Source organism: Gammaproteobacteria bacterium, from assembly GCA_009838035.1.
Taxonomy (GTDB): Bacteria; Pseudomonadota; Gammaproteobacteria; order Steroidobacterales; family Foliamicaceae; genus Foliamicus.
Window position 1 is genome coordinate 1 of the sequence record VXSK01000022.1, and the last position, 20496, is coordinate 20496.

The 20496-nt window shown below is 66.0% G+C and carries 18 protein-coding genes and 1 pseudogene; 12 read left to right on the forward strand and 7 right to left on the reverse strand.

The window, feature by feature from the left end:
* Positions 1–86: 86 nt before the first annotated feature.
* Positions 87–3251 (forward strand): TonB-dependent receptor, encoded by a 3165-nt coding sequence (locus F4Y72_09170; GenBank protein ID MXZ28461.1) that lies wholly within the window; start codon positions 87–89, stop codon positions 3249–3251.
* A gap of 57 nt (positions 3252–3308) precedes the next feature.
* Positions 3309–5294, forward strand: coding sequence for a S9 family peptidase (locus F4Y72_09175; GenBank protein MXZ28462.1), 1986 nt, complete (start codon positions 3309–3311; stop codon positions 5292–5294).
* A 6-nt stretch (positions 5295–5300) separates the two neighbouring features.
* Here F4Y72_09175 and F4Y72_09180 read toward each other — a convergent pair whose 3' ends face one another.
* On the reverse strand, positions 5301–5762 hold the full coding sequence (locus tag F4Y72_09180) for a RidA family protein (protein MXZ28463.1): 462 nt from the start codon (positions 5760–5762) through the stop codon (positions 5301–5303).
* Between the two features lie 147 nt (positions 5763–5909).
* Here F4Y72_09180 and dapF point away from each other — a divergent pair, with 147 nt between their 5' ends.
* From dapF to ubiB, 9 genes are read left to right on the forward strand one after another with little or no spacing between them, the layout of a single operon-like run.
* Positions 5910–6734 (forward strand): diaminopimelate epimerase, encoded by an 825-nt coding sequence (gene dapF / locus F4Y72_09185; protein MXZ28464.1) that lies wholly within the window; start codon positions 5910–5912, stop codon positions 6732–6734.
* Positions 6731–7435: a DUF484 family protein gene (locus tag F4Y72_09190; GenBank protein MXZ28465.1), complete on the forward strand. Its 705-nt coding sequence runs from the start codon at positions 6731–6733 to the stop codon at positions 7433–7435. Before dapF ends, F4Y72_09190 begins: the two co-directional genes overlap by 4 nt.
* Positions 7435–8349, forward strand: a complete 915-nt coding sequence (xerC, locus tag F4Y72_09195; GenBank protein ID MXZ28466.1) for a tyrosine recombinase XerC — start codon at positions 7435–7437, stop codon at positions 8347–8349. The genes F4Y72_09190 and xerC overlap by 1 nt, the downstream gene beginning before the upstream one ends.
* Positions 8346–8924 carry an ATP-dependent protease subunit HslV gene (gene hslV, locus F4Y72_09200; GenBank protein MXZ28467.1) on the forward strand — a complete coding sequence of 193 codons (579 nt, stop codon included), beginning with the start codon at positions 8346–8348 and terminating at the stop codon, positions 8922–8924. The genes xerC and hslV overlap by 4 nt, the downstream gene beginning before the upstream one ends.
* Positions 8921–10246 (forward strand): ATP-dependent protease ATPase subunit HslU, encoded by a 1326-nt coding sequence (gene hslU / locus F4Y72_09205; protein ID MXZ28468.1) that lies wholly within the window; start codon positions 8921–8923, stop codon positions 10244–10246. Before hslV ends, hslU begins: the two co-directional genes overlap by 4 nt.
* Positions 10247–10248: 2 nt before the next feature.
* A complete protein-coding gene (locus tag F4Y72_09210; protein ID MXZ28469.1) occupies positions 10249–10608 on the forward strand; it encodes a DUF971 domain-containing protein in 360 nt (119 codons plus the stop codon).
* Positions 10595–11350, forward strand: a complete 756-nt coding sequence (ubiE, locus tag F4Y72_09215) for a bifunctional demethylmenaquinone methyltransferase/2-methoxy-6-polyprenyl-1,4-benzoquinol methylase UbiE (GenBank protein ID MXZ28470.1) — start codon at positions 10595–10597, stop codon at positions 11348–11350. Before F4Y72_09210 ends, ubiE begins: the two co-directional genes overlap by 14 nt.
* A gap of 11 nt (positions 11351–11361) precedes the next feature.
* Positions 11362–11955, forward strand: a complete 594-nt coding sequence (locus F4Y72_09220; protein MXZ28471.1) for a hypothetical protein — start codon at positions 11362–11364, stop codon at positions 11953–11955.
* Positions 11956–11984: 29 nt separating this feature from the next.
* Positions 11985–13577, forward strand: coding sequence for a 2-polyprenylphenol 6-hydroxylase (gene ubiB / locus F4Y72_09225; GenBank protein MXZ28472.1), 1593 nt, complete (start codon positions 11985–11987; stop codon positions 13575–13577).
* A gap of 13 nt (positions 13578–13590) precedes the next feature.
* On the opposite strand, the gene F4Y72_09230 is transcribed toward ubiB, so the two are convergent.
* Complete coding sequence (locus tag F4Y72_09230; GenBank protein ID MXZ28473.1) at positions 13591–14409, reverse strand: tryptophan synthase subunit alpha; 819 nt, start codon at positions 14407–14409, stop codon at positions 13591–13593.
* A 161-nt stretch (positions 14410–14570) separates the two neighbouring features.
* On the opposite strand from F4Y72_09230, the pseudogene F4Y72_09235 reads away from it, so the two are divergent.
* Positions 14571–14861, forward strand: a pseudogene (locus F4Y72_09235) (glycine zipper family protein).
* A gap of 124 nt (positions 14862–14985) precedes the next feature.
* Here F4Y72_09235 and trpB read toward each other — a convergent pair.
* Genes trpB through F4Y72_09260 form a run of 5 tightly spaced genes read right to left on the reverse strand, consistent with a single transcriptional unit; the run spans position 14986 to position 20495 of the window.
* Complete coding sequence (trpB, locus tag F4Y72_09240) at positions 14986–16215, reverse strand: tryptophan synthase subunit beta (protein MXZ28474.1); 1230 nt, start codon at positions 16213–16215, stop codon at positions 14986–14988.
* The gene (locus F4Y72_09245; protein ID MXZ28475.1) at positions 16215–16919 is read right to left on the reverse strand and encodes a phosphoribosylanthranilate isomerase; all 705 of its coding nucleotides are present in this window, start codon (positions 16917–16919) and stop codon (positions 16215–16217) included. The genes trpB and F4Y72_09245 overlap by 1 nt, the downstream gene beginning before the upstream one ends.
* Positions 16817–17644, reverse strand: a complete 828-nt coding sequence (locus F4Y72_09250) for an indole-3-glycerol-phosphate synthase (protein ID MXZ28476.1) — start codon at positions 17642–17644, stop codon at positions 16817–16819. The genes F4Y72_09245 and F4Y72_09250 overlap by 103 nt, the downstream gene beginning before the upstream one ends.
* The gene (trpD, locus tag F4Y72_09255) at positions 17641–18672 is read right to left on the reverse strand and encodes an anthranilate phosphoribosyltransferase (GenBank protein MXZ28477.1); all 1032 of its coding nucleotides are present in this window, start codon (positions 18670–18672) and stop codon (positions 17641–17643) included. The genes F4Y72_09250 and trpD overlap by 4 nt, the downstream gene beginning before the upstream one ends.
* 20 nt (positions 18673–18692) lie before the next feature.
* Positions 18693–20495, reverse strand: coding sequence for an SLC13 family permease (locus F4Y72_09260; protein ID MXZ28478.1), 1803 nt, complete (start codon positions 20493–20495; stop codon positions 18693–18695).
* Between the last annotated feature and the right edge of the window lies 1 nt (position 20496).

A 20496-nucleotide genomic window follows, 5' to 3' on the forward strand; every position in this document is an offset into this window, starting at 1 on the left:
CCTTATTATGGGCGTATCGAAAACGTCGGATCCGTAGACGCTTGTCGTGAGGCGGGGCGGCGGGAACAACAAGAAGGGGAACGATCATGAGGCTGTTTCGATTTATGCCGCTGATCCTGGCTTTGGCGCTGACTCAAGGGCTGCACGCGCAGCAGGACGAGACGGACGAGGAGGCCGCCCAGGCCGACGAGACCGTCATGGAAGAGGAGGTGATGGACGAAATCGTCGTGACCGGTTCGCGAATCCGACGCGACGAGTTCAGCAGCGCCGCGCCGGTCCAGATCATCGACGGGCAGGTCTCCCGCGAACTGGGTTTGATTGACACGGCGGCATTGCTGCAGAGCGCCACCCAGGCAACGGGCACGCAGATTGACAGCACCTTTACGGCCTTTGTCGTGGACAATGGCCCGGGCGCCGCCCAGATCAATCTCCGTGGTCTGGGTGTCCAGCGCGTGCTGGTACTGCTCAACAGCAGGCGTGTCGCTCCGGGCGGCGTCGGTGGAGCGCCGACCTCGCCGGATATCTCGACCATTCCCAACGTGATGATCGACCGGATCGAGCTTCTGCTGGACGGCGCATCGTCGATCTACGGCTCGGACGCCGTGGCGGGCGTGGCGAACGTAATCATGAGAAAGGACTTTGAGGGATTCGAGGTCGAGGGCATATTTGAAGCGACGGACCACACAGGGGGTGCAGAGCAGACGATGGGGCTGGCCTGGGGCAGGACCGCCGATAACTGGACGCTCGGACTGGCCGCCGAGGTCTATGATCGCAAGCGGATCCGATTGCGCGACCGCCCCTACACGGAGCAGTGCAACCGCCTCTTTTATGAGGATGAGAACGGCAATCCGTTGAGCACATACCTGGGTCTGGTGCCCGGCACGACTGATAGTCCCTGTGCGCTGCGAACCATGAATCGCGTTTTCATTCCCGTCGGTTTCGGCAACGTCTGGTACACGCCGGGCACAACCAATATCGGCATTCCCAATTTCTCGGAGACGGAAGTCCCGGTGGGATTCACCGGGTTCAATCCCGCGGCCATCGTGCCCATCGACACGGACGGGGACGGCATCCCGGACACGGGACTGGTGGACCCGGACCGCAACGGCGTCTCGGAGATCGACCTGCAGACGGACGCCTACAACTACAACGGTTCGGACCGGGACCGCGCCGGCGACCTGCTTCCCAACTCCCGGCGCGTCAATCTGTACGCGTACGGGGAGCATGATCTGGGCAATGCGAGCAACTCGCAGGCGTACTTCGAGTTCCTGTACGCGAACCGGAAGACGGAAGTCTTCTCGCCCGGCGCCAGCATCTTTCCGGACGTTCCGCCCAACAATCCCTACAACCCCTGCAACCAGTTCCAACCGAACGGGGCCAACTGCCTGGGGTTCTTCGGCTTCAATTTCGGGAATTTCGAGGTGACGCCGATCGTCCACATTCGCGGAGACCGGGACAACAACGACGTGGAAATCGAACAGTTCCGCTGGGTGGCGGGAATGCGCGGCGATCTGCCGGGATGGCGGAACGATTCCGGTTTCGGCAACTGGGGATACGACTTCTACTTCAGTCATTCGTCGTCTCAGGGCACCGATTTCCAGACCGGCATCCTGGAGCGCGAACTGACCCTGTCGCTGGAGACTTCGGTCAGGAACCCCGCGACCGGAGAGGTCACCTGCGGCAATGGCCAGCCGTGCGTGCCCGTGAACATGTTCGCGGACTCGATTTATCAGCCGGGCGGGGGCGATTTCGCTACCCAGGAGGAGCGCGACTTTGTCTTCGGCCTGCGCAGCTTCGATACGAAGATTTACCAGTCCATATTCAGCGGTGTCGTGCAGGGCGAAGTGGCGACCTTGCCCTGGAACAACACCTCCATCCCGCTGGTGCTGGGTGTCGAGTACCGGGAGGACGAGATCGACTCGGTACCGAACGAGGTGGCCCGCGAAGGCCTGCTGATCGCCTACTTCCGGGACGGCGGAGCGGTGGGCAAGCGCGACATCACCGAACTGTTCGTGGAAACGGAACTGCAGTTGCTCGAGGGTGTCACGCTGGCGCAGGACCTTTCTCTGAATCTTGCGCTTCGCTGGACCGAAGAGAGCACCTACGGAAGTGATACCACCTACAGCGCCAAGAGCGTCTGGACGCCTTTCGAAGGCATTACGTTTCGCGGCACGTACGGCACATCGTTCCGCGCGCCGAACACGCACGAGCAGTTCCTGGCCGGAACTTCCGGCTTTGCGACCATCTTCGATCCCTGCGTGGTTCCCATCTCCGCCCGGGACGCGTCGTTGAATCCGAATGAACCTGCGACCTACAACCCGGACGAGGACCTGCGGGAGCAGGCCACGCTCGACAATTGTCGAGCCAATGGCGTGGATCCGACAACGTTGGGATTGGACGGCCTGAACACGACCTACTCGGTGGAGCGATTGCGCAAGGGCGGCCAGCAGGTTCAACTGGACATCGATCCGGAAACCTCGACCTCCTACACCTATGGAGTGGTTCTCGACCAGCCCTACTGGGACAACTTCACGCTGCGCGCCGGGGTGACCTACTACGACATCCATGTGGAGAACACGATCAGCCAGTTGGGCACGGGCTTCATCGTCAATGACTGCTACGTGGAACAGCCGAACAACGCCAGCGCCTTCTGCCGGTTCATCAATCGGGGCGCCAATGGCCTGATCGACCTGGTTGAAGCCAGTTTCGTCAACATCAACGCCATTACCTCGCGCGGCATCGACTACAACCTGTACTTTCAGCGCGACTTCATAGTTGCCGACCGGAACCTGAATCTGGAATTCGACATCAGGGTCTCGCGCCTGCTCGAGAACAACTTCATTTTCCGCGAGGCCGAGGAGGACGACGCCGGCACCCCGGTTGCGCCCGAGTGGGAAGGCACCAGCCTGCTGGTTGCGACCTACGGCAGGTTCCGCTTCCTCTGGCGGGCGAACTATATCCATGGCGAGGAGGACGACCCGGGCGATTTCTTCGTGGGAGCGCCCTGCGCCACGCTGCAGGTGATGTGCCGGCCGATTGCGAGGACAGATAAATACTGGACACATACCACCTCGGTTACCTGGGTTCCGCGCGACTGGGAGATCACGCTGGGGCTGGTGAACGTGTTCGACGAAGAGCCGCCCTTGATGGATAACGGCGCGCCGGAAGTGCAGTTGAATAACATTCCGCTGGGGGCGGGTTACGATCTGCTGGGGCGGCGCCTCTTCCTGTCGGTTAGGACGCAGTTCTAGCGAGATTGCGGAAATCATGCGGCGGACCGGCCCGATGAACAAGAACAGGAGTGGCCGATGAAGATCAGAATCCGTTTTCTTGCGGGCGTATGTCTCGCGCTGCCCTTATTTTCCGCGGCACAGGAACAACAGGCGCTGTCCGGGTATGAAGCGTTCGCCCAGGAACCCGCCATGAGTTCCGCGTCGGTCTCACCCGACGGCGAGCACCTGGCCACGCTGCAGCGCTTCGCCAAGGACGGGAAGCAGTTCCTTCTGGTTTATGACCTGAGCGATATGGCCAAACGGCCGGTGACGCTGGGCTCCGATCGAATGGACATCGTTTCCGCCGGCTGGGCCAACAACGAGCGGCTCATCGTGCGTTTCCGTCAGGACGTGGACACGCTGCAGCGGCTGGGCGCGGACACGCGCCAGGTCAGCAAACTGGCCACCGTGGACAGGGAAGGCAAGCGTTGGCTGGAGATTCCCCGCAGACGCGCCGACCGCCGGAGCCAGACGGCCAAGACCATTCAGCGATGGGCCGGCGCGTCCGTCTTTGACCTGTTGCCCAAGGACGACGACCACATCCTGATTGAGTATGACGACGATCAGAATTTCGTGGCGGACATTTTTCGGGTCAACGTGGAAACAGGCTCGGCGCAGCGGGTCGTGAAGAACAGCGACCGGATCAACATCACTTACCTGGACGACGACGGCGACCCCAGGCTCGCCTTCCGTTTCGACGAGGGCTCGGAAGCGATCATTGATCTGGCCAGGCTCAAGGGCGAAACGGACTGGATCGAAATTGGCCGGACTCAGGCCAGTGTGGGCAATATGAGCAGTATTTTCAATGCCTTCCGTATTGTGGGGCCACCGTCGAGCAACGAGTTCTATGTCCTGTCCAACCACGAGACGGACACCGCTGCGATCTATACCTTTGACCTGGAAACGCGCGAGTTCGGCGAGATGCAGTTCATGCACCCGCGATACGATGCGACCGGCGTGCGCACCCGGCTGGACGAAGAAAAGAACGACGTGATTATCGGGTTTACGTTCACCGGCAAGGCGGGTGACGTCTACCTCGTGGATCAGGAGGAAAAGGCGCTCTACGACGCGATTGACGGGATTCTCCCGGATACGGACAACAGCATCGTGTCCCGTTCTCACGACGGCAAGACAATGGTCATTCGCGCCGAAGGCCCCCGCACGCCGCGGTCCTGGTATCTGCTCAAGGAAGGCCGGCTGGATCTGCTCGGGCGGTCGATGCCGTTCCTGACCGAGGACATGCTCGCCGAAGTGGAGTGGGTCCGGTACGAGGCCCGCGACGGCATGGAGATCCCGGCGCTGGTGACGGTACCGCGGGGCGACGGTCCCTTCCCCCTCGTGGTACTGCCCCACGGCGGGCCGGTTGCGCGGGACTACTGGGGCTTTGACGTCTGGGCGCAGTTGCTTGCGTATCACGGCTACGTGGTCATTCAGCCGCAATTTCGGATTTCCGACGGATTTGGCCGGCGGCACCTGGAGTCGGGTTTCTCGCGATGGGGTTACGAGATGCAGGACGATCTGGAAGACGCGATCGGTTATCTCGCCCAACGAAACCTGGGCGATCCCGGACGGGCTGCCATATTCGGTTGGAGTTACGGCGGATACGCCGCTTTTGTAGGCTCCTTCCGCGATCCGAATCCGTTCCGCTGCGCGATCGCCGGTGCGGGCGTCGCCGACTTGCCATACTTCCGGGCTTGGCTGGCCGATTCAGGGACCCTGGCGGAGAAAGCCTATCGCCCCACGGTGGACGGCGTAAACCCGCTGGAGCACGTGGACAGCGTCGATGTCCCCATCCTGGTGATCCACGGCGATGACGACGAACGCGTGCCGGTGGACGAGAGCCGAAAATTCGTCGCTAAGCTGAAGGAATACGACAAGCACCACAAGTACATCGAACTCGAAGGCGCGAACCACTTTTTCGGCACGATCTACTACCGCCACTACATGGAAATGTATCCGGCCATGATCGACTGGCTCGACAATACCTGCAACCTCAAGGCAACCGCCGCCGCCGCCAACTAAGGCCTGCTAGTCGGTAACCGCCCGCACGTTGATTTCCACCAGCAGTCCGGGATAGGCCAGCGCCGAGACCCCGATGACCATCGATGCCGGTTTGTGTCCGGCGGGGAAGAAATCGCGCACGTCCTGGTAAACGGGGGTGGGGTCCACGTTCTCCAGGTTCACGATGTAGATTTGGATTTCGACCACGTCCTCGCGCGTGGCGCCTGCCGCCTTCAGCGCGCGGTCGATATTGGCCCAGGTCAGGCGCGACTGTTCGGCCAGGCTCTCGGGGAAGCTGTCGTCGGGGTGGATGCCGGCCTTGCCGCCCAGGTAGATGAAGCGCCCCGGGTTTTTGGCTATGACCACCTGCGAGTAGCCGTCGGGCTGGGAAAGCCCTTCCGGGTTGAAGCGCTCGATTTCGGTGGCCGCCGCTACCGGCAGGGCGAATACCAGGCCGGCCAGCGGAAGTGTCCTGCTGTTGTAGGTCATGCTTTGTTCTCCTGATTGTCGGATCGAAAGGCGCCGGCCTGTGCCGCCGGGCCGTGCCTATTTTCGGTCAATTGTCCGCCGGGCGGTGGCTACGGCCGAAAGTCGCCGCAGGACTATAATTTTCGGAGCGCCCGCCGACTTTCCGAAATGCTCCAGGCCTTTACCAAGATGCAATCCGCCGGCAACGACTTCATGGTCGTGATCGGCCGGTCGCTGCCGGCGCCGTCACGGCAACGGATTCGCGCGCTGGCGGACCGCCGCCGGGGCGTGGGTTTCGATCAGCTACTGTGGGTGGACGAGCCCGGAAACGGCATCGATGCGGTCGGGTACCGGGTCTTCAATGCCGATGGCGGCGAGGCTGGCCAGTGCGGCAACGGAGCCTTGTGCATCGCCGCCCTGGTGGCCGATCGCCGGCCGGCCGGCGGTGAATTCTCCCTGAAGAGCCGTGGCGGGGAGGTCCGCGCAAGGTTCGCCGGGGATGATTCGGTCAGTTGCTCGCTTGGCCGACCCGAATGGAACCCCGAGCGGGTCCCGTTTGTCGCCGGCGAGCAAGAGCCGTCATACAGGATTGCGGTCGATGGAGAGAACTGGCAGATCGAAGTGCTTTCCCTGGGCAACCCGCACGCGGTCATTGCCGTCGCCGACGCCGCCGAAGCTCCGGTTGCGGGCCTGGGGGCCAGCCTTTCCGTGCATGAGCGATTTCCGCGCGGCTGCAATGTGGGCTTTGCCGAGACGCTGGGCGAGCAGGAACTGAAGCTGCGCGTGTACGAGCGCGGCGTGGGCGAGACTCCCGCCTGCGGCACGGGCGCCTGCGCGGCGGCGGTTGCAGGCATTCGTCAGGGCCGGGTCCGTTCTCCCGTCAAAGTGGAAATGCCCGGAGGCGATTTGCAGGTCGATTGGGCCGGTGGCGACGAACCGGTCTGGCTTACCGGGCGGATCGATTGCGTTTTCGAGGGCCGGGTGGAGTTATGAGCCCGCCGCGCAAGGCAACCCGCAGCTCCGGCTTGAGTCCGAAGAGCGTGGCCGCTTATCTCAGGGACAATCCCGACTTTTTCGAGCGTCACGCCGACCTGCTGCTGGAGCTGAGCGTGCCGCACGACGGCGGCGCAGGGGCCGTGTCGCTGGTCGAGCGCCAGATCGAGTTGCTGCGCCAGCGCAACGAGGAAATGCGCCGCACGCTCGACGAGTATGTGGCCAACGGCCGCGCCAGCGATGAACTCGCCGGCAAGCTGAACCGGCTCGTAACCAAGCTGCTGGCCTGCCCCGACCCGGACGAAAGGTTGCGCGCTTTGCCGGGGAATCTGCGGGAGATTTTTTCGCTGGATTTCGTTCGCCTGTTGCTGTTCGACGCGGCGTCCGGCGACTATGCCGACGTACCGGGACTGTCGGCGACGCCGCGCGAAGACCTGATGACCGAGGGCCTGAGCGCGGTCCTGAAGGCCAACGCGCCGCGCTGCGGCCGATTCAGCTCCGGGCAGCGCGAATTCCTGTTCGGCGCGGACGCCGGCGAGGTGGCGTCGGTGGCGCTGGCCCCGCTGGGGCATCGCGGCAAGCTGGGACTGCTGGCCCTGGGCAGCCGCGACCCCGATCACTATCACCGCGCCAAGAGCACCGAGTTCCTGGGCCGCGTCAGCGCCATCGTGGCGGCGGCGGTATCGCCGGAAAGCTCCTGATGCGGGCCGGGGCGCAACGGCAGGTTGACGCGTTCCTGCACCACATACGATTCGAGCGGCGACTGTCGGAACACACGGTCAGCGCCTATCGCCGCGATCTCGCGGCGCTGGGCGAGTATTGCGCCGAGCGCAATCTCGCCGACTGGTCCGGACTGTCCACCGGCGATCTGCGCCGTTTCGCCGCGGGCGCCCACCGCCGCGGCCTGGCGCCGCGCACCGTGCAGCGCCGCCTGGCCGGAGCCCGCAGCTTCTTCAACTACCTGGAGAGCGAGGGCGCGATAAGCTGCAATCCGGCGCGCGGGGTCAAGGCCCCGCGGCCGCCACGCAGCCTTCCGCAAACCCTGAACCTCGACCAGGTGACGCGGCTTCTGGACATCCCGAATGGCGATACGGTTGCCTGCCGCGATCGCGCTATGCTGGAACTGATCTACTCCTCCGGATTGCGGCTGGCCGAACTGGCCGGCCTCGACCTGGGCGGCGTGGACATGCGCGAGGGCCTGATCCGGGTCACGGGCAAGGGCCGCAAGACCCGCATCCTGCCGGTGGGTCGCAAGGCGATCGATGCGCTGAAGGCCTGGCTGCGGCGCCGCGGCGAGTTGGCGGCGGACGGTGAGAACGCACTGTTCGTGGGCGTAAGGGGCCGGCGAATCAGTTCCAGCAGCGTCCAGTCGCGACTCGACTACTGGGCCCGGCGCGCGGGCCTGCCGGGGCGTGTTCACCCGCATATGCTTCGCCACAGTTTCGCCACGCACCTGCTGGAATCGTCCGGCGACCTTCGCGCGGTGCAGGAACTGCTGGGTCATGCCGACATATCGACGACGCAGGTTTACACCCACCTGGACTTCCAGCATCTGTCAAGGGTGTACGATCGCGCCCACCCCAGAGCCCGGCGCAAGGCGTCCACGAAATCATGAACTCTCCGGACCGTACGAAAAGCCCCGCGGCGGGCAAAAAGGTCCGCTCCACGACCATACTCTGCGTTCGCAGGAACGGCACGGTCGCAATGGGCGGAGACGGACAGGTAAGCCTTGGCGATACCGTCTTGAAGGGCAATGCCCGCAAGATTCGCCGGCTGGCCGATGACTCGGTGCTGGCGGGTTTCGCCGGCGGCACGGCCGATGCCTTCACTTTGTTCGAGTTGTTCGAAGGCAAGCTCAAGCAATACGGAAACCTCACCCGGGCCGCGGTCGAACTGGCCAAGGACTGGCGCACAGACCGGCGCCTGCGCCGGCTCGAGGCCATGCTGTGCGTGGCCGACCGGCAGAAGACGCTGCTGGTGTCGGGCTCGGGCGACGTGGTGGAACCGGAGGACGGGCTGCTGGCGCTCGGTTCCGGCGGCGGTTACGCGCGCGCCGCGGCGCGGGCGCTGCTGGCGGAAACCGAACTGGGCGCCGAGGAAGTGGTGCGCCGCTCGCTGGAGATCGCGGCGGACATCTGCGTCTACACGAATTCGGAAATCGTCATCGACACGCTCAAGAGCGAAGCATGACCCAGATGACGCCCAGGGAGATTGTCGAGGAACTCGACAAGCACGTGATCGGGCAGCACGAGGCCAAGCGGGCCGTGGCCATCGCGCTCAGAAACCGGTGGCGGCGAATGCAGCTCGACGACGAGCTGCGCCGCGAGATCACGCCGAAGAACATCCTGATGATGGGCCCCACCGGCGTCGGCAAGACCGAGATCGCCCGCCGCCTGTCGCACCTCGCGCGCGCCCCTTTCATCAAGGTCGAGGCCACCAAGTTCACCGAGGTGGGCTACGTGGGGCGCGAAGTGGACAGCATCGTGCGGGACCTGACCGATACGGCCGTGAAGATGGTGCGCGAAACGGAAATGGACCGGGTCCGCCACCGCGCCCGCGAAAGCGCCGAGCGGAGGGTCCTCGACGCCCTGGTGCGGGTCGCGGCGAGTGCGGGCCCGGCCTCCAGGCTTCCGATCAGCGGCGACGAACGGGAACTGAAGGCGGCGCTGAGGCGCGGCGACCTCGACGGCGAGGAAGTGGAAATGGAACTGCAGCTCGCGCCGGTGGGTGTGGAAATCATGGCGCCGCCCGGTATGGAGGAGATGACCAGCCAGTTGCAGAATATGTTCCAGTCACTGGGGAACCAGCGCACCCGGACCCGCAAGCTGAAGGTAAAGGACGCGATGCGGCTGCTTACCGAGGAGGCCGCCGCCTCGATGGTGGACCAGGAGGAACTGAAGTCGCAGGCGCTGGAAGCGGTGGAGCAGAACGGTATCGTGTTTATCGACGAGATGGACAAGGTCTGCCGCCGGGCCGAGGCCCTGGGCGCGGACGTTTCGCGCGAGGGTGTGCAGCGGGACCTCCTGCCCCTGGTGGAAGGCTGCGCCGTCACCACCAAGTACGGCGTCGTGCGCACCGACCACATCCTGTTCATCGCGTCCGGCGCATTCCAGGCGGTCAAGCCGTCGGACCTGATCCCGGAACTGCAGGGCCGGTTTCCGATACGGGTGGAACTGGGCGCGCTGGGGATCGAGGAGTTCGAGCGCATTCTCACCGAGCCGGACGCGTCGCTTACCGAGCAATACACGGCGCTGCTCGGCACCGAGCAGGTTTCCCTGAGCTTCGAGGCGGAGGCGGTGCACCGCATCGCCGAGATCGCCTGCTCGGTCAACGACAGCACGGAAAACATCGGGGCGAGGCGCCTGCAGACCGTCCTGGAGCGGCTGCTGGAATCGATTTCCTTCGACGCAGCCGACCGCGGCGGGCAGACGCTGAAAGTGGACGCGGCCTACGTCGACGAGCATCTCGGAAAGCTGGCGGAGGACGAGGATTTCCGCCGCTACATCCTCTGAAGGTGCAGACCGAGGCGCCTCTCGAGTTGCGCTTGCGCGGCAAGCGCCGGATCCTGCGCGTGAGTTTTGCCGACGGCGCCGCGTTCGATCTCAACGCCGAATACCTGCGCGTGAAGTCCCCATCGGCGGAGGTGCGGGGTCACGGACGCGGCGGCGGAGAATTGCCCCTCGGCAAGTCCGAAGTGCGGGTAATGGCGGTTGAACCCGTGGGCCAGTATGCGGTTCGCCTGGTGTTCGACGACGGCCACGATTCCGGCATCTACTCCTGGAAATACCTGCGGGAACTCGGCGAATACCGCGATGAGTACTGGGCGGGCTACCTCAGGGAAGTGGCGGCGCAGAAGGCTCATGCCGGCAACTAACCCCGGAGAGCGACACTTCGGCTTCAGCCGGGTAAGCCCCCAGGAGAAGACCCGGCGAGTGCGGGGCGTGTTCGACTCCGTGGCGGACCGCTACGACCTGATGAACGACCTGATGTCGCTTGGCGCGCACCGCTTGTGGAAGAGGTTCGCCCTGGCGCGCACGGGGCTGCGGCCCGGGGGCGTAGCGCTGGATGTCGCGGGCGGCACCGGCGATCTGGCCATCGGCATGGGCCGGCAGGTCGGACCGCAGGGACGTGTTCTGCTCACCGACATCAATCCCGCGATGCTGCGGGTCGGGCGCAGCCGGCTGCTTGACGCCGGCGCCTGGGGCAACACCAGGGCGCTGCGCGCCGATGCGACCGCCCTGCCCTTTGGCGCCGGACTGTTCGACTGCGTGACCATAGGGTTCGGGCTGCGCAACGTAACCGGAAAGCCGGCCGCGCTGAAGAGCATGGCGCGGGTCGTCAAGCCCGGCGGCCGCCTGCTGGTGCTGGAATTCTCGCGCCCGGCGCTCAAGTTCATTCGTCCCGCCTACGACTGGTATTCGTTCGCCGTCATTCCCGCCCTCGGGCGCATGGTCGCGGGCGACGCCGACAGTTATCGTTACCTGGTGGAATCCATACGGGTGCATCCCGACCAGGAAACGCTTGCCGAAATGATGCGCGAGGCCGGGTTCGAGAACGTGCGCTGGCACAACCTGTCGGGCGGCGTCGTCGCGCTGCACATCGGCTTTCGCTACTAGGAGGCCTGCGCTTGTTCGCGAAACTGGCCACCTCGCTGGAAGGCGTGCTGAACCGCAATCTTCACGCTTCGCTGACCGCGCGCCGCGCGGCGGCCGAACTGGAGGGACTGTGCATGGACATGGGCGTATCGGCGTCGCAGCCGATGCTGCGCATCAGCATGGAAGACGGCCGCCTGCGGTTCACCGAGCCCGACGAAAAGCCCTCCGGAGTCACGCTGTCCGGCGGCTGGCGCCGCTTGCTGGAACTGCTCGGCGGCGATCACGCGGGGCCGGGACTCGACTTGCGGGGCGATCCCGCCGTGGCCGAAGGATTCGCCCGGCTCCTCAAGCACTGCCGGCCCAGCCCGGAAGAGGAACTGGCCCGTTTCACCGGCGATGCCTTTGCCCATGAGGCGGGCGACGCCGCCAGGGCCGCCACCGCGTGGGCAGGCGAGGCGGCCGGATCATTGCGGCGCAACCTGCGCGATTTCGTCCAGGAAGAGGCACGCTTCTCGCCGACGCGGGTGGAGTTCGACGCCTTCTCGGGTGAAGTGGAGCAGCTTCGCGACAGCGTCGCGCGTATCGGCGCGCGGATCGAGGCCCTGGGCAGGGGCCGGACCCGATAGCCGACGGGGCCGCGGAATCCGGTTCAGTCGTGCGCCTGTTGTTCCGAATCATTGGGATCGTGCGCCTGCTGGCGCGTTACGGCCTGTTGCGGGATGCCGGCGTCGCGCGCCCTCTGCGCGTGCCCGCATGGTTGCTGCTGGCGCGGCGCAGGCTCAAGGGCGAATCGCGCGGCCGGCGCTTGCGCGAGGCGCTGCAAGACCTCGGCCCGATCTTCGTCAAGTTTGGGCAGAACATTTCCACCCGCCCCGACCTTCTCCCGCAGGACATAGCGGAGGAGCTGGCGCGGCTACAGGATGACGTACCGCCATTCCCGGCGGAAGAAGCGCGCGAACTGCTGGGCGGCTTCTACGGACGTCCGGTGGAAGAAGTATTCGCCGAATTCGAGCCGGAAGCGCTGGCGGCCGCCTCGATTGCGCAGGTCCATGCCGCGTGCCTGCCGGACGGCGAGGAAGTCGTGGTCAAGCTGCTGCGCCCGGGCATCCGCGCGCGCATCGGCCGCGACGTGGAGTTGCTCTACGGCGTGGCGCGGCTGGCCAGCGCATGGTGGCCGTCCACCTACCGCCTGCGCCTGGTCGAAGTCGTCGAGGAATATGAGCGCACGCTCGGCTACGAACTGGACCTGACCCGCGAGGGGGCCAACGCCGCGCGCCTGAAGCGCAGCTTTGCCGGCTCCGACATCATCCACGTGCCGGCCGTGTACTGGGACTACTGTCGACCGGACGTGCTGGTCATGGAGCGCATACACGGCGCCCCCATCCGGGACGTGCAGGCGCTCAAGGACGCCGGCGTGGACATTCCGGAGCTGGCCGCCCGGGGCGTGCAGATCTTTTTCACCCAGGTGTTCCGGGACAGCTTCTTCCATGCCGACATGCATCCCGGAAACGTGTTCGTGGACATCAGCGATCCGAAGAACCCCCGCTACGCCGCCGTGGATTTCGGCATCGTGGGAATACTCGACGAGCGCGACCATCACTACCTGGGCCAGACGCTGCTGGCCTTCTTCGAGCAGGACTATGCGCGCCTGGCGCGGCTGCACCTGTACTGGGGATGGGTCGCGCCCGATGCGCGCGCCGAGGACCTGGAGGCTGCCTTCCGGGTCATCGGGGAGCCGATCTTCGCCAGGCCGCTGAGCGAATGCAGCTTCGGAAGGGTCCTGGGCCGGATCTTCGCCACCGCCCAGGAATTCGACATGCACCTGCAGCCGCAGATGCTGCTGCTGCACAAGACGCTGCTCAACATCGAGGGCCTGGGCCGGGAGCTCTATCCCGAACTGGACCTGTGGGAAACCGGCTATCCGCTGCTGAAGAAGTGGATGGCGCGCCGCGCCGAACCCGGCCGTGTGATGAAGGAGCTTCGGCGCGACCTGCCAGAGTTGCGGTACGCCGTTCAGCGCCTGCCCCGCGCACTCCACCGCCTGCTGGACAGGGCCGAAGGAGCGCCGAGCCGGCGTCGCGAACGCCGTCCGGAAGGGAGGCGAAGGCTGTGGCGGCAGCTGACCGGCTGCACGCTGCTGCTCGTGGGGGCCGTGCTGCTGGGTCTTCAGGCCCAGCCGCCGTTCCTGTCCTGGCTGGCCGGCGCGGCCGGCCTGCTCCTGGTGCTCAGCGCCCGCCCGCGCGCCTAACCGGCGCTTCGATTCAGGCGCGCAGCGAGCGGAGGAAGTCGCCGGGGTCCTCGCCGCGCTCGAGGCAGTCCACGACCGCCGAGCCCACGATAACGCCGTCCGCCACGCTCGCCAGCGTGCGCACCTGCTCGGCGCTGCGCACGCCGAAGCCCGCGCACACGGGAAGCGTCGAACACTCGCCGACCGTTTGCAAGTAGGCTGTCATTTCATCCGACACCCGGCGCTCGCCGCCGGTCACGCCGGTGACCGTCACGGCATAGACGAATCCGCCGCTGCCCCCGCACAGGGTCCGCATCCGCTCGGCGGGAGTGGCCGGCGTGACCATCTGGACCAGCCCGACGCCGTGATCCTCAAACAGTTCACGGACGCTGTCGCATTCCTCCCAGGGCAGGTCGGGCACGATCAGGCCGCCCACATGGCACTCGCCGCAGCGCTCGGCGAGGTTCTCCAGGCCGTAGGCCAGCAGCGGGTTGTAGTAGCTCATCAGCACCAGAGGCGCGCCCGGATCGCCATGCGCCTTCAGTTCTCGCAGGATCCAGTCGAGCGAAACGCCGTTGGCGAGGGCCGCTTCGCTGGCGCGCTGGATGGTCACGCCGTCTGCCATCGGATCGGAGAACGGAACTCCGATCTCCACGACATCGCCAGCATCTGCAAGCTGCTCAAGAATCGAATGAAACTCCCCCGCGCTCGGATGTCCCGCAGAGAAAAAAGGAAGCAGGGCAGGCCGCCGGGCTTCAAGGATGGCGCGTCGGATTCGTTCGGCGCCGGGCATCGTACTACTCACGAAGCCGTACTGTAGGTCAAGGCAACCGCGTCTGACAAACGAAGACATCCGGCGTGGCGCAGCGGGCTTTGCAACCCTGTACCCATGGACGGCATCCACTTAGGTACTGGTCTTGCAGACAACAGGGGAAACAAATGAGACGCTTGGCGGGCATTGCAGGCACCTTTCTTCTTGTCGGTTGCACCGGATTTTCGGATCCCAGCGGTGCGATTGTGGACCTTAAGGGAGTGGACAGGGAGCAATATGAAGCGGACCTGGCGGATTGTCAGGACTATGCGAACGAAGTACCGCTGGGGAAACATGTCGGCACCGGCGCTGTTGCCGGCGCTGTTGTTGGTGCGGCAGGGGCGGCCGTCTCCGGAGCCAATACGACGGGTATAGGGCAATCGGCTGGTGTCGGCGCGGTCTATGGCGGGACGATCAGAGGATTGGGAGCCGTGGGCGAGAAACAACAGGTCCTGCGCGAGTGCATGCGGGGCCGGGGCTATCGCGTCCTCAACTCCAGACACTACGGGCGTTCGACGCATTGTTGCGTGAATAGTGTGCCGCCGGTTGCCGTAATTCGATAAAGGAAGGGATCGCGCGGGCAGCGCAGGTTGCAGGCGCCAGCCCGAGGTATCGTGGCTACCCGACTGCCTGAGTAGTGAGCGTGGGCATGTCCTTGTCGCCGCGGCCGGAAAGACCGATCAGTAAGCGCGTGCCGGGATTCTCCGCCGCCCAGCGGCGCGCGGCGAAAAAGGCGTGGGCCGGCTCCAGCGCCGGCAGTATGCCTTCCAGCCTGCAGCATTCGGCCAGACTCTCCAGCGCCTCGGAGTCGTCCGCCGTCACATAACGGACCCGGCCGAGCGCCTGCAGCAGCGCATGCTCCGGGCCGACGCCCGGGTAGTCCAGCCCGGCGGAAATCGACGAGGTTTCCAGCACCTGGCCGTCGTCGTCGTAGAGCAGCATGGAATAGCTGCCGTGCAGGACGCCGGGCCGCCCGGCCGACAGCGACGCGGCGTTTTCTCCGGGGCCGAGTCCCTTTCCACCGGCCTCCACGCCGAAGATGCGAACCTTCTCGTCGCCGAGAAAGGCGTGGAACAGGCCGATGGCGTTGGAACCGCCGCCGACGCAGGCGAATAAAGCGTCAGGCAGTCCCCCGGCCTGTTCGGCGAACTGCGAGCGTGCCTCGTCGCCGATGATTCTCTGCAATTCGCGCACCAGCCAGGGATAGGGATGCGGACCCACTGCCGAACCCAGCAGGTAGTAGACGCCCTCGGGATCGGCCACCCAGGTTCGAAAGGCCTCGTCGGTAGCCGCTCGCAGGGTCCTGTCCCCCTTGTCCACGGCCACGACCTCGGCGCCCAACTGGTGCATGCGCTGGACGTTGGGGGCCTGCCGTTCCATGTCGAGCACACCCATGTACACGCTGCAGGGCAGCCCCACGCGCGCACAGGCGGCCGCGGCCGCCACGCCATGCTGTCCCGCGCCGGTTTCCGCCACCACCCGGCGGGCCCCGAGCTTGAGCGCCAGGTGCGCCTGGCCCAGGGCGTTGTTGATCTTGTGCGCGCCGGTGTGGGCCAGGTCCTCGCGCTTGAGCCAGACCTGCGCGCCCCAGGCTTTTTCGAGGCCGCGGGCCCGGGTCAGCGGCGTCGGACGGCCGATCCATTGGCGCCGCTCCTTGTCCAGGGCCTCACATGCGCCGGCGTCGGCGAAGAATTGGCGCGCTGCCTTCTCCAGACGGGACAGCGCGGGCATCAGCGTTTCCGGCGCGAAGCGACCGCCGAAGGGCCCGAAGCGGCCGTTGCCGTCCGGCAGGTCGCCGCGGAGCAGGGCGTCGAGCAGCGAGCGCCCTTCGGAAGCACCGATCTTCATCAGGCCAGGTCCGCCTCCCGGGCAGCGCGAATGAAGGCGCGAACCTGCCGGGGGTCCTTCACGCCGGCGCTTGACTCCACGCCGGAACTCACGTCCACGCCCCATGGACGCACGCGGCGAACGGCCTCGCCGACATTCTCGGGATCAAGGCCGCCGGCCAGCATCACCCGGGTGCGGCGGGCCAGGAGCGCTGCCCGCTCCCAACTCGGCGGACGCCCCTTGCCGCTTACGGCGCTCTCGAAAAGGCAGGGTATTTCAATCGAAAAATTGTCGGTATCGAATCGCTCATGGTCCCGGTACACAGGCAGCCTCCCGACATCCTCGGGCAGGCGCAGTTCCGCCAGGCAGTCGGCATCCGCCTGCAGTGAATCCGGTCTGAAACCTTCCAACACCTCGTCCCACTCCGCTTGTTGCGGGCGCAGCATAACCGCAACGCGCTGCACGTGCCCGGGAACCGGTCCGGCCAGCGCCGTCGCCCGCTGCGGAGACAGGAACCGTGGTGAGGGTGGATGGAAATTGAAGCCGATCGCATCGGCGCCCGCCTCCACCGCCGCCTCCACCGCATCGTGACGGGTCACCCCGCAGATTTTCACGAACAGGCTCACGGCTGCCTTCTCCGGCGGCCCTCGGCCAGCATGGCGGCGGTCAGCTCTTGTGGGTCCGCAGCGCGCATCAGGGCCGTGCCGATCAGCAGGCCGTCCCAGCCGCGGGCGGCCAGTTCGCCCGCCTGCCGCGCATCCTCGATTCCGCTCTCGGCAATCATCCGGTAGCCGCCTGCGTTTTGGGGGTCCACGCGCCCGAACCGCTCACGATCAACCTCCAGGGTCCGCAGGTCGCGGCAATTCAGTCCCAGCAATATCTTGTCCCGTGGCGCGTCAACGCGCCCGGCCATTTCCCGCGCACGCTCCAATTCCGCGTCCCCGAACGCCTCCAGCAGCGAAAACATGCCGCAGGCCAGGGCGGTGGCGAGCATCGCTTCGGTGTTCACGTCATCGGTCATGCCGACAATCAGCAGCACGCCCGACGCGCCATGCAATCGCGCCTCCAGCACCTGGTAAGGATCGACCAGAAAATCCTTGCGCATGACGGGTATGTCCCCGGCGGCCTTGGCGATGTCCGCCAGCAACTCGAGCGACCCGCCGAAGCGGCTGGGTTCGGTCAGGACCGACAGCGCGGCCGCGCCCGCCGAAGCGTATTGCCGGGCAAACGCGGCCGGCGAGAAATCGGCGCCGGCCAATCGGCCCTCGCTGGGGGAGCGCGGCTTGATCTCCGCGATCAGGTCAAAACCATGAGGCGAGAAGCCGATGGCCCGCGGAAGCGGCAGCCGCTCGACCCGGCGGCGCAGCTCGTCCTCGGCCATGTGCTCCTTCGCCTCGGCGGAACGCCGGCAGCTGGATTCCGCCATGCGCTCGAGAAATTCGCCGCTCATGGCGCCGCCGCTCGCATGTCCTCCAGCAGGCCGCCCGCCGCGCCCGCCTGCAGTGCGTCCCGCGCCGTGCCCAGGCCTTCGCGCAGGCTGCTTGCCGCGCCCACGAGTTCCAGCACCAGGCCCGCCTGCAGCACCAGCGCGTCGCTCAGCGCTTCCGCTCCCTCGCCGCGCAGGGCGCCCTCCAGTGTGGCGGCGTTGTAATCGCGCTCACCGCCCGCCAGGTCGGATGGCTTGCAGCGCGGAATACCGAAGTCGGCTGGGTCCACGCTGCGATTGCGCATCTCGCCGGGACGCACGTCGATCAGCAGGAAACGGCCCACGGGCGTGGGCTCGTCCCAGCCCGGTTCGCCGTGCACGACGAAGCAGCGCTCGATGTCGAGGCCGCTCAGGGTATCCGCCATCAGGGCTGCCGCTTCGCGGCTGAACGCGCCCACCAGCATGAAGGGAGGCCGCGCCGGATTGGCCAGTGGGCCCAGCAGATTGAATACCGTGCGCACGCCAATCGCCGCCCGGATCGGCGCGATCGACTTCATCGCCGGGTGAAAATACGGCGCGAACATGAAGGCGAAGCCGTGGGCTTCGAGCGACCCCGTAACCTCTTCGGCCGTATTCGGCCAGGCCACGCCCAGCGCCTGCAGCACGTCGGCGCTGCCGGTCTTGCTGGACACCGCCCGGTTGCCGTGCTTTGCGATGCGCACCCCGCAGGCGGCCGCCAGCAGTCCTGCCCCCGTGGACAGGTTGATGCTGCCGGAACCGTCGCCGCCGGTGCCGACCACATCGGCAACGGGCCCGCCCGCCGGCAGTTCCGGGCGGATCGCCAGCTCGCGCATCGCCCGCGCGAAACCGCGCAACTCCGCGGCGCTCTCTCCTTTCAGACGCAGCGACGCGAGCAGCGCGCCGGCCAGCGCCGGTTCGGCTTCGCCTCCGGCCAGTTCGCGCATCGCGGCCTCGGCCTGGCCCTCGGAGAGGTCGTCGCCGGCCAGCAGCCGTTCCAGCATGGAACGGAGCGTTTGAGTCTGGGCGTTCACTGCGTGCTTCGAGGAGGCGCCTAGAGCGAGTACATCATGGGCAGCAGCAGGGAGAAGCCCAGCCACATAATCAGGGTGAGCGGCGCGCCGATGCGCAGAAAGTCCAGGCGCCGGTAGCCTCCCGCGCTCATGATCAGCAGGTTGGTCTGGTAGCCGATCGGCGTGAGGAAGCTCATGTTGGCGCCGAATATCACCGCCAGGATGAAGGGCTCCACCGGCGCGCCGAGGCCGGTGGCGAACGAGTACGCGATCGGCGTTCCGATGATGGCCGCGGCGTTGTTGGAGACGATGTTGGTCAGTATCGCCATCAGAAGCATCAGGCCGCTGAGTATCAGCGGAATCGGCAGGTCGCCCGAAAGCACCACGAACACCTGCGCCAGCCAGTCGGCTGCGCCGGTCTTGATCAGGGCCTGGCCGAGGCTCAGGCTGGCCACGATGATGATGGTCAGAGGCACGTTGAAAGCGTCCCGCACGTTCCTCCAGCTCAGGCACTTGGCCGCGATCATCAGTCCGGCTCCGGTCACGGCAGTGAGCACGATCGGTACCCAGCCCAGCGCCGCCGGGACGATGATGGCGGCCATGATCCCCACCGCGGCCTTGGCCCGGCCGGCGCGGGGAAGTTCCACGACCCGTCCCAGCACCAGCATTGCGGATTCCGTGGCGAGGCGGCGGATTTCGGCGCGCGATGCCTGCACCAGCAACACGTCTCCGGTGTTCAGCCGCGCGTTCAGCAAGTCGTGCGTGGGCGCCTCGCGCGCGCCGGCGCGATGGATGGCCAGCGGCACCAGCCCGTAGATCTCGTCCAGGTGCGCCGCGCGCACGCTGCGCTTGTCCAGCGGCGAGCCCCGCGTCACCACGAGTTCCGCGATCTGCTGGGGTTCGTCGCGGAACCGGTCCTGGCCATGCGGCAACGAGGCGCCGAGCGTCTCTTCATATTCGCTCAGGCGCTCCATCGTGTCGCGAACGAACAGCCGGTCGCCCGCCCTGATCTGCAGCGTGTCAAGCCCGTGAAGGAACACGTTGTTGCCGCGCACGATCCGGGTAATCAGCATTTCATTGTTGGTGCGGGCCCGAATCTCCGCGACCGTCTTGCCGTCCGCGAATCCGCCGGGTTCGATGATCAGCGTGGAGGTAAAGAGAAGATTGGCCTTGGCCAGCGGCAGCGTACGCTCCGGCACCAGGCGGGGCGCAACGAGCCACAGGAACACCATGGCAACGCTTCCCACCAGCAGCACCGGCAGGCTGAAGGAGAACATTCCGAAAGTGGGCAGTCCGAGGTCCTGCTCGGCCAGCTTCACGACCAGCAGATTGGTGGACGTGCCGATCACCGTGGACATGCCGCCGATCAGGGTCGCGAATCCCATCGGCAGGAGAATCGACGACGGCGCCTGTTTGGCGTGCAGCGCCGCGGCTGTAAGCACCGGAAGCAGCATCACCACCACCGGCGTGTTGTTGACGAACGCGCTGAAAGCGGCCGAGCCGACCAGCGTCAGCAGCGCGGCGAGCAGCGGCTGGCGGGTCCAGAGCCGGGTGAAGAACAGGGCCACCGGTCGTAGCGCGCCGGTGGTCTCGAGACCCTTGCCGGCCACCAGCAGCGCCGTAATCGTAACGAGCGCTTCATGGCCCAGGTTAAGCAGGAAGTCCGTCGGCCGGATAAGTTCGCCGTCCTGCTCCAGCGGCCAGAAATGGAACGCCAGCAGCAGCAGCAGCAACACGCCCATGCCGGCGGTTTCCAGAGGAATCCGGTCACGGGTAAACAGGTACAGCGCGAACACGGTGAGCAGCATCACCATCACCGCGTGTGCGCCCGGGAACTCCGGCAAG

Bases quoted from the DNA above. Each gene is read 5' to 3' on its own strand.
- F4Y72_09175 (MXZ28462.1), top strand. From the start codon at position 3,309: ATGAAGATCAGAATCCGTTTTCTTGCGGGCGTATGTCTCGCGCTGCCC.
- F4Y72_09230 (MXZ28473.1), bottom strand. From the start codon at position 14,409: ATGTCTTCGTTTGTCAGACGCGGTTGCCTTGACCTACAGTACGGCTTC.
- dapF (MXZ28464.1), top strand. From the start codon at position 5,910: ATGCTCCAGGCCTTTACCAAGATGCAATCCGCCGGCAACGACTTCATG.
- hslV (MXZ28467.1), top strand. From the start codon at position 8,346: ATGAACTCTCCGGACCGTACGAAAAGCCCCGCGGCGGGCAAAAAGGTC.
- xerC (MXZ28466.1), top strand. From the start codon at position 7,435: ATGCGGGCCGGGGCGCAACGGCAGGTTGACGCGTTCCTGCACCACATA.
- ubiE (MXZ28470.1), top strand. From the start codon at position 10,595: ATGCCGGCAACTAACCCCGGAGAGCGACACTTCGGCTTCAGCCGGGTA.
- F4Y72_09190 (MXZ28465.1), top strand. From the start codon at position 6,731: ATGAGCCCGCCGCGCAAGGCAACCCGCAGCTCCGGCTTGAGTCCGAAG.
- F4Y72_09180 (MXZ28463.1), bottom strand. From the start codon at position 5,762: ATGACCTACAACAGCAGGACACTTCCGCTGGCCGGCCTGGTATTCGCC.
- hslU (MXZ28468.1), top strand. From the start codon at position 8,921: ATGACCCAGATGACGCCCAGGGAGATTGTCGAGGAACTCGACAAGCAC.
- F4Y72_09250 (MXZ28476.1), bottom strand. From the start codon at position 17,644: ATGAGCGGCGAATTTCTCGAGCGCATGGCGGAATCCAGCTGCCGGCGT.
- trpB (MXZ28474.1), bottom strand. From the start codon at position 16,215: ATGAAGATCGGTGCTTCCGAAGGGCGCTCGCTGCTCGACGCCCTGCTC.
- F4Y72_09170 (MXZ28461.1), top strand. From the start codon at position 87: ATGAGGCTGTTTCGATTTATGCCGCTGATCCTGGCTTTGGCGCTGACT.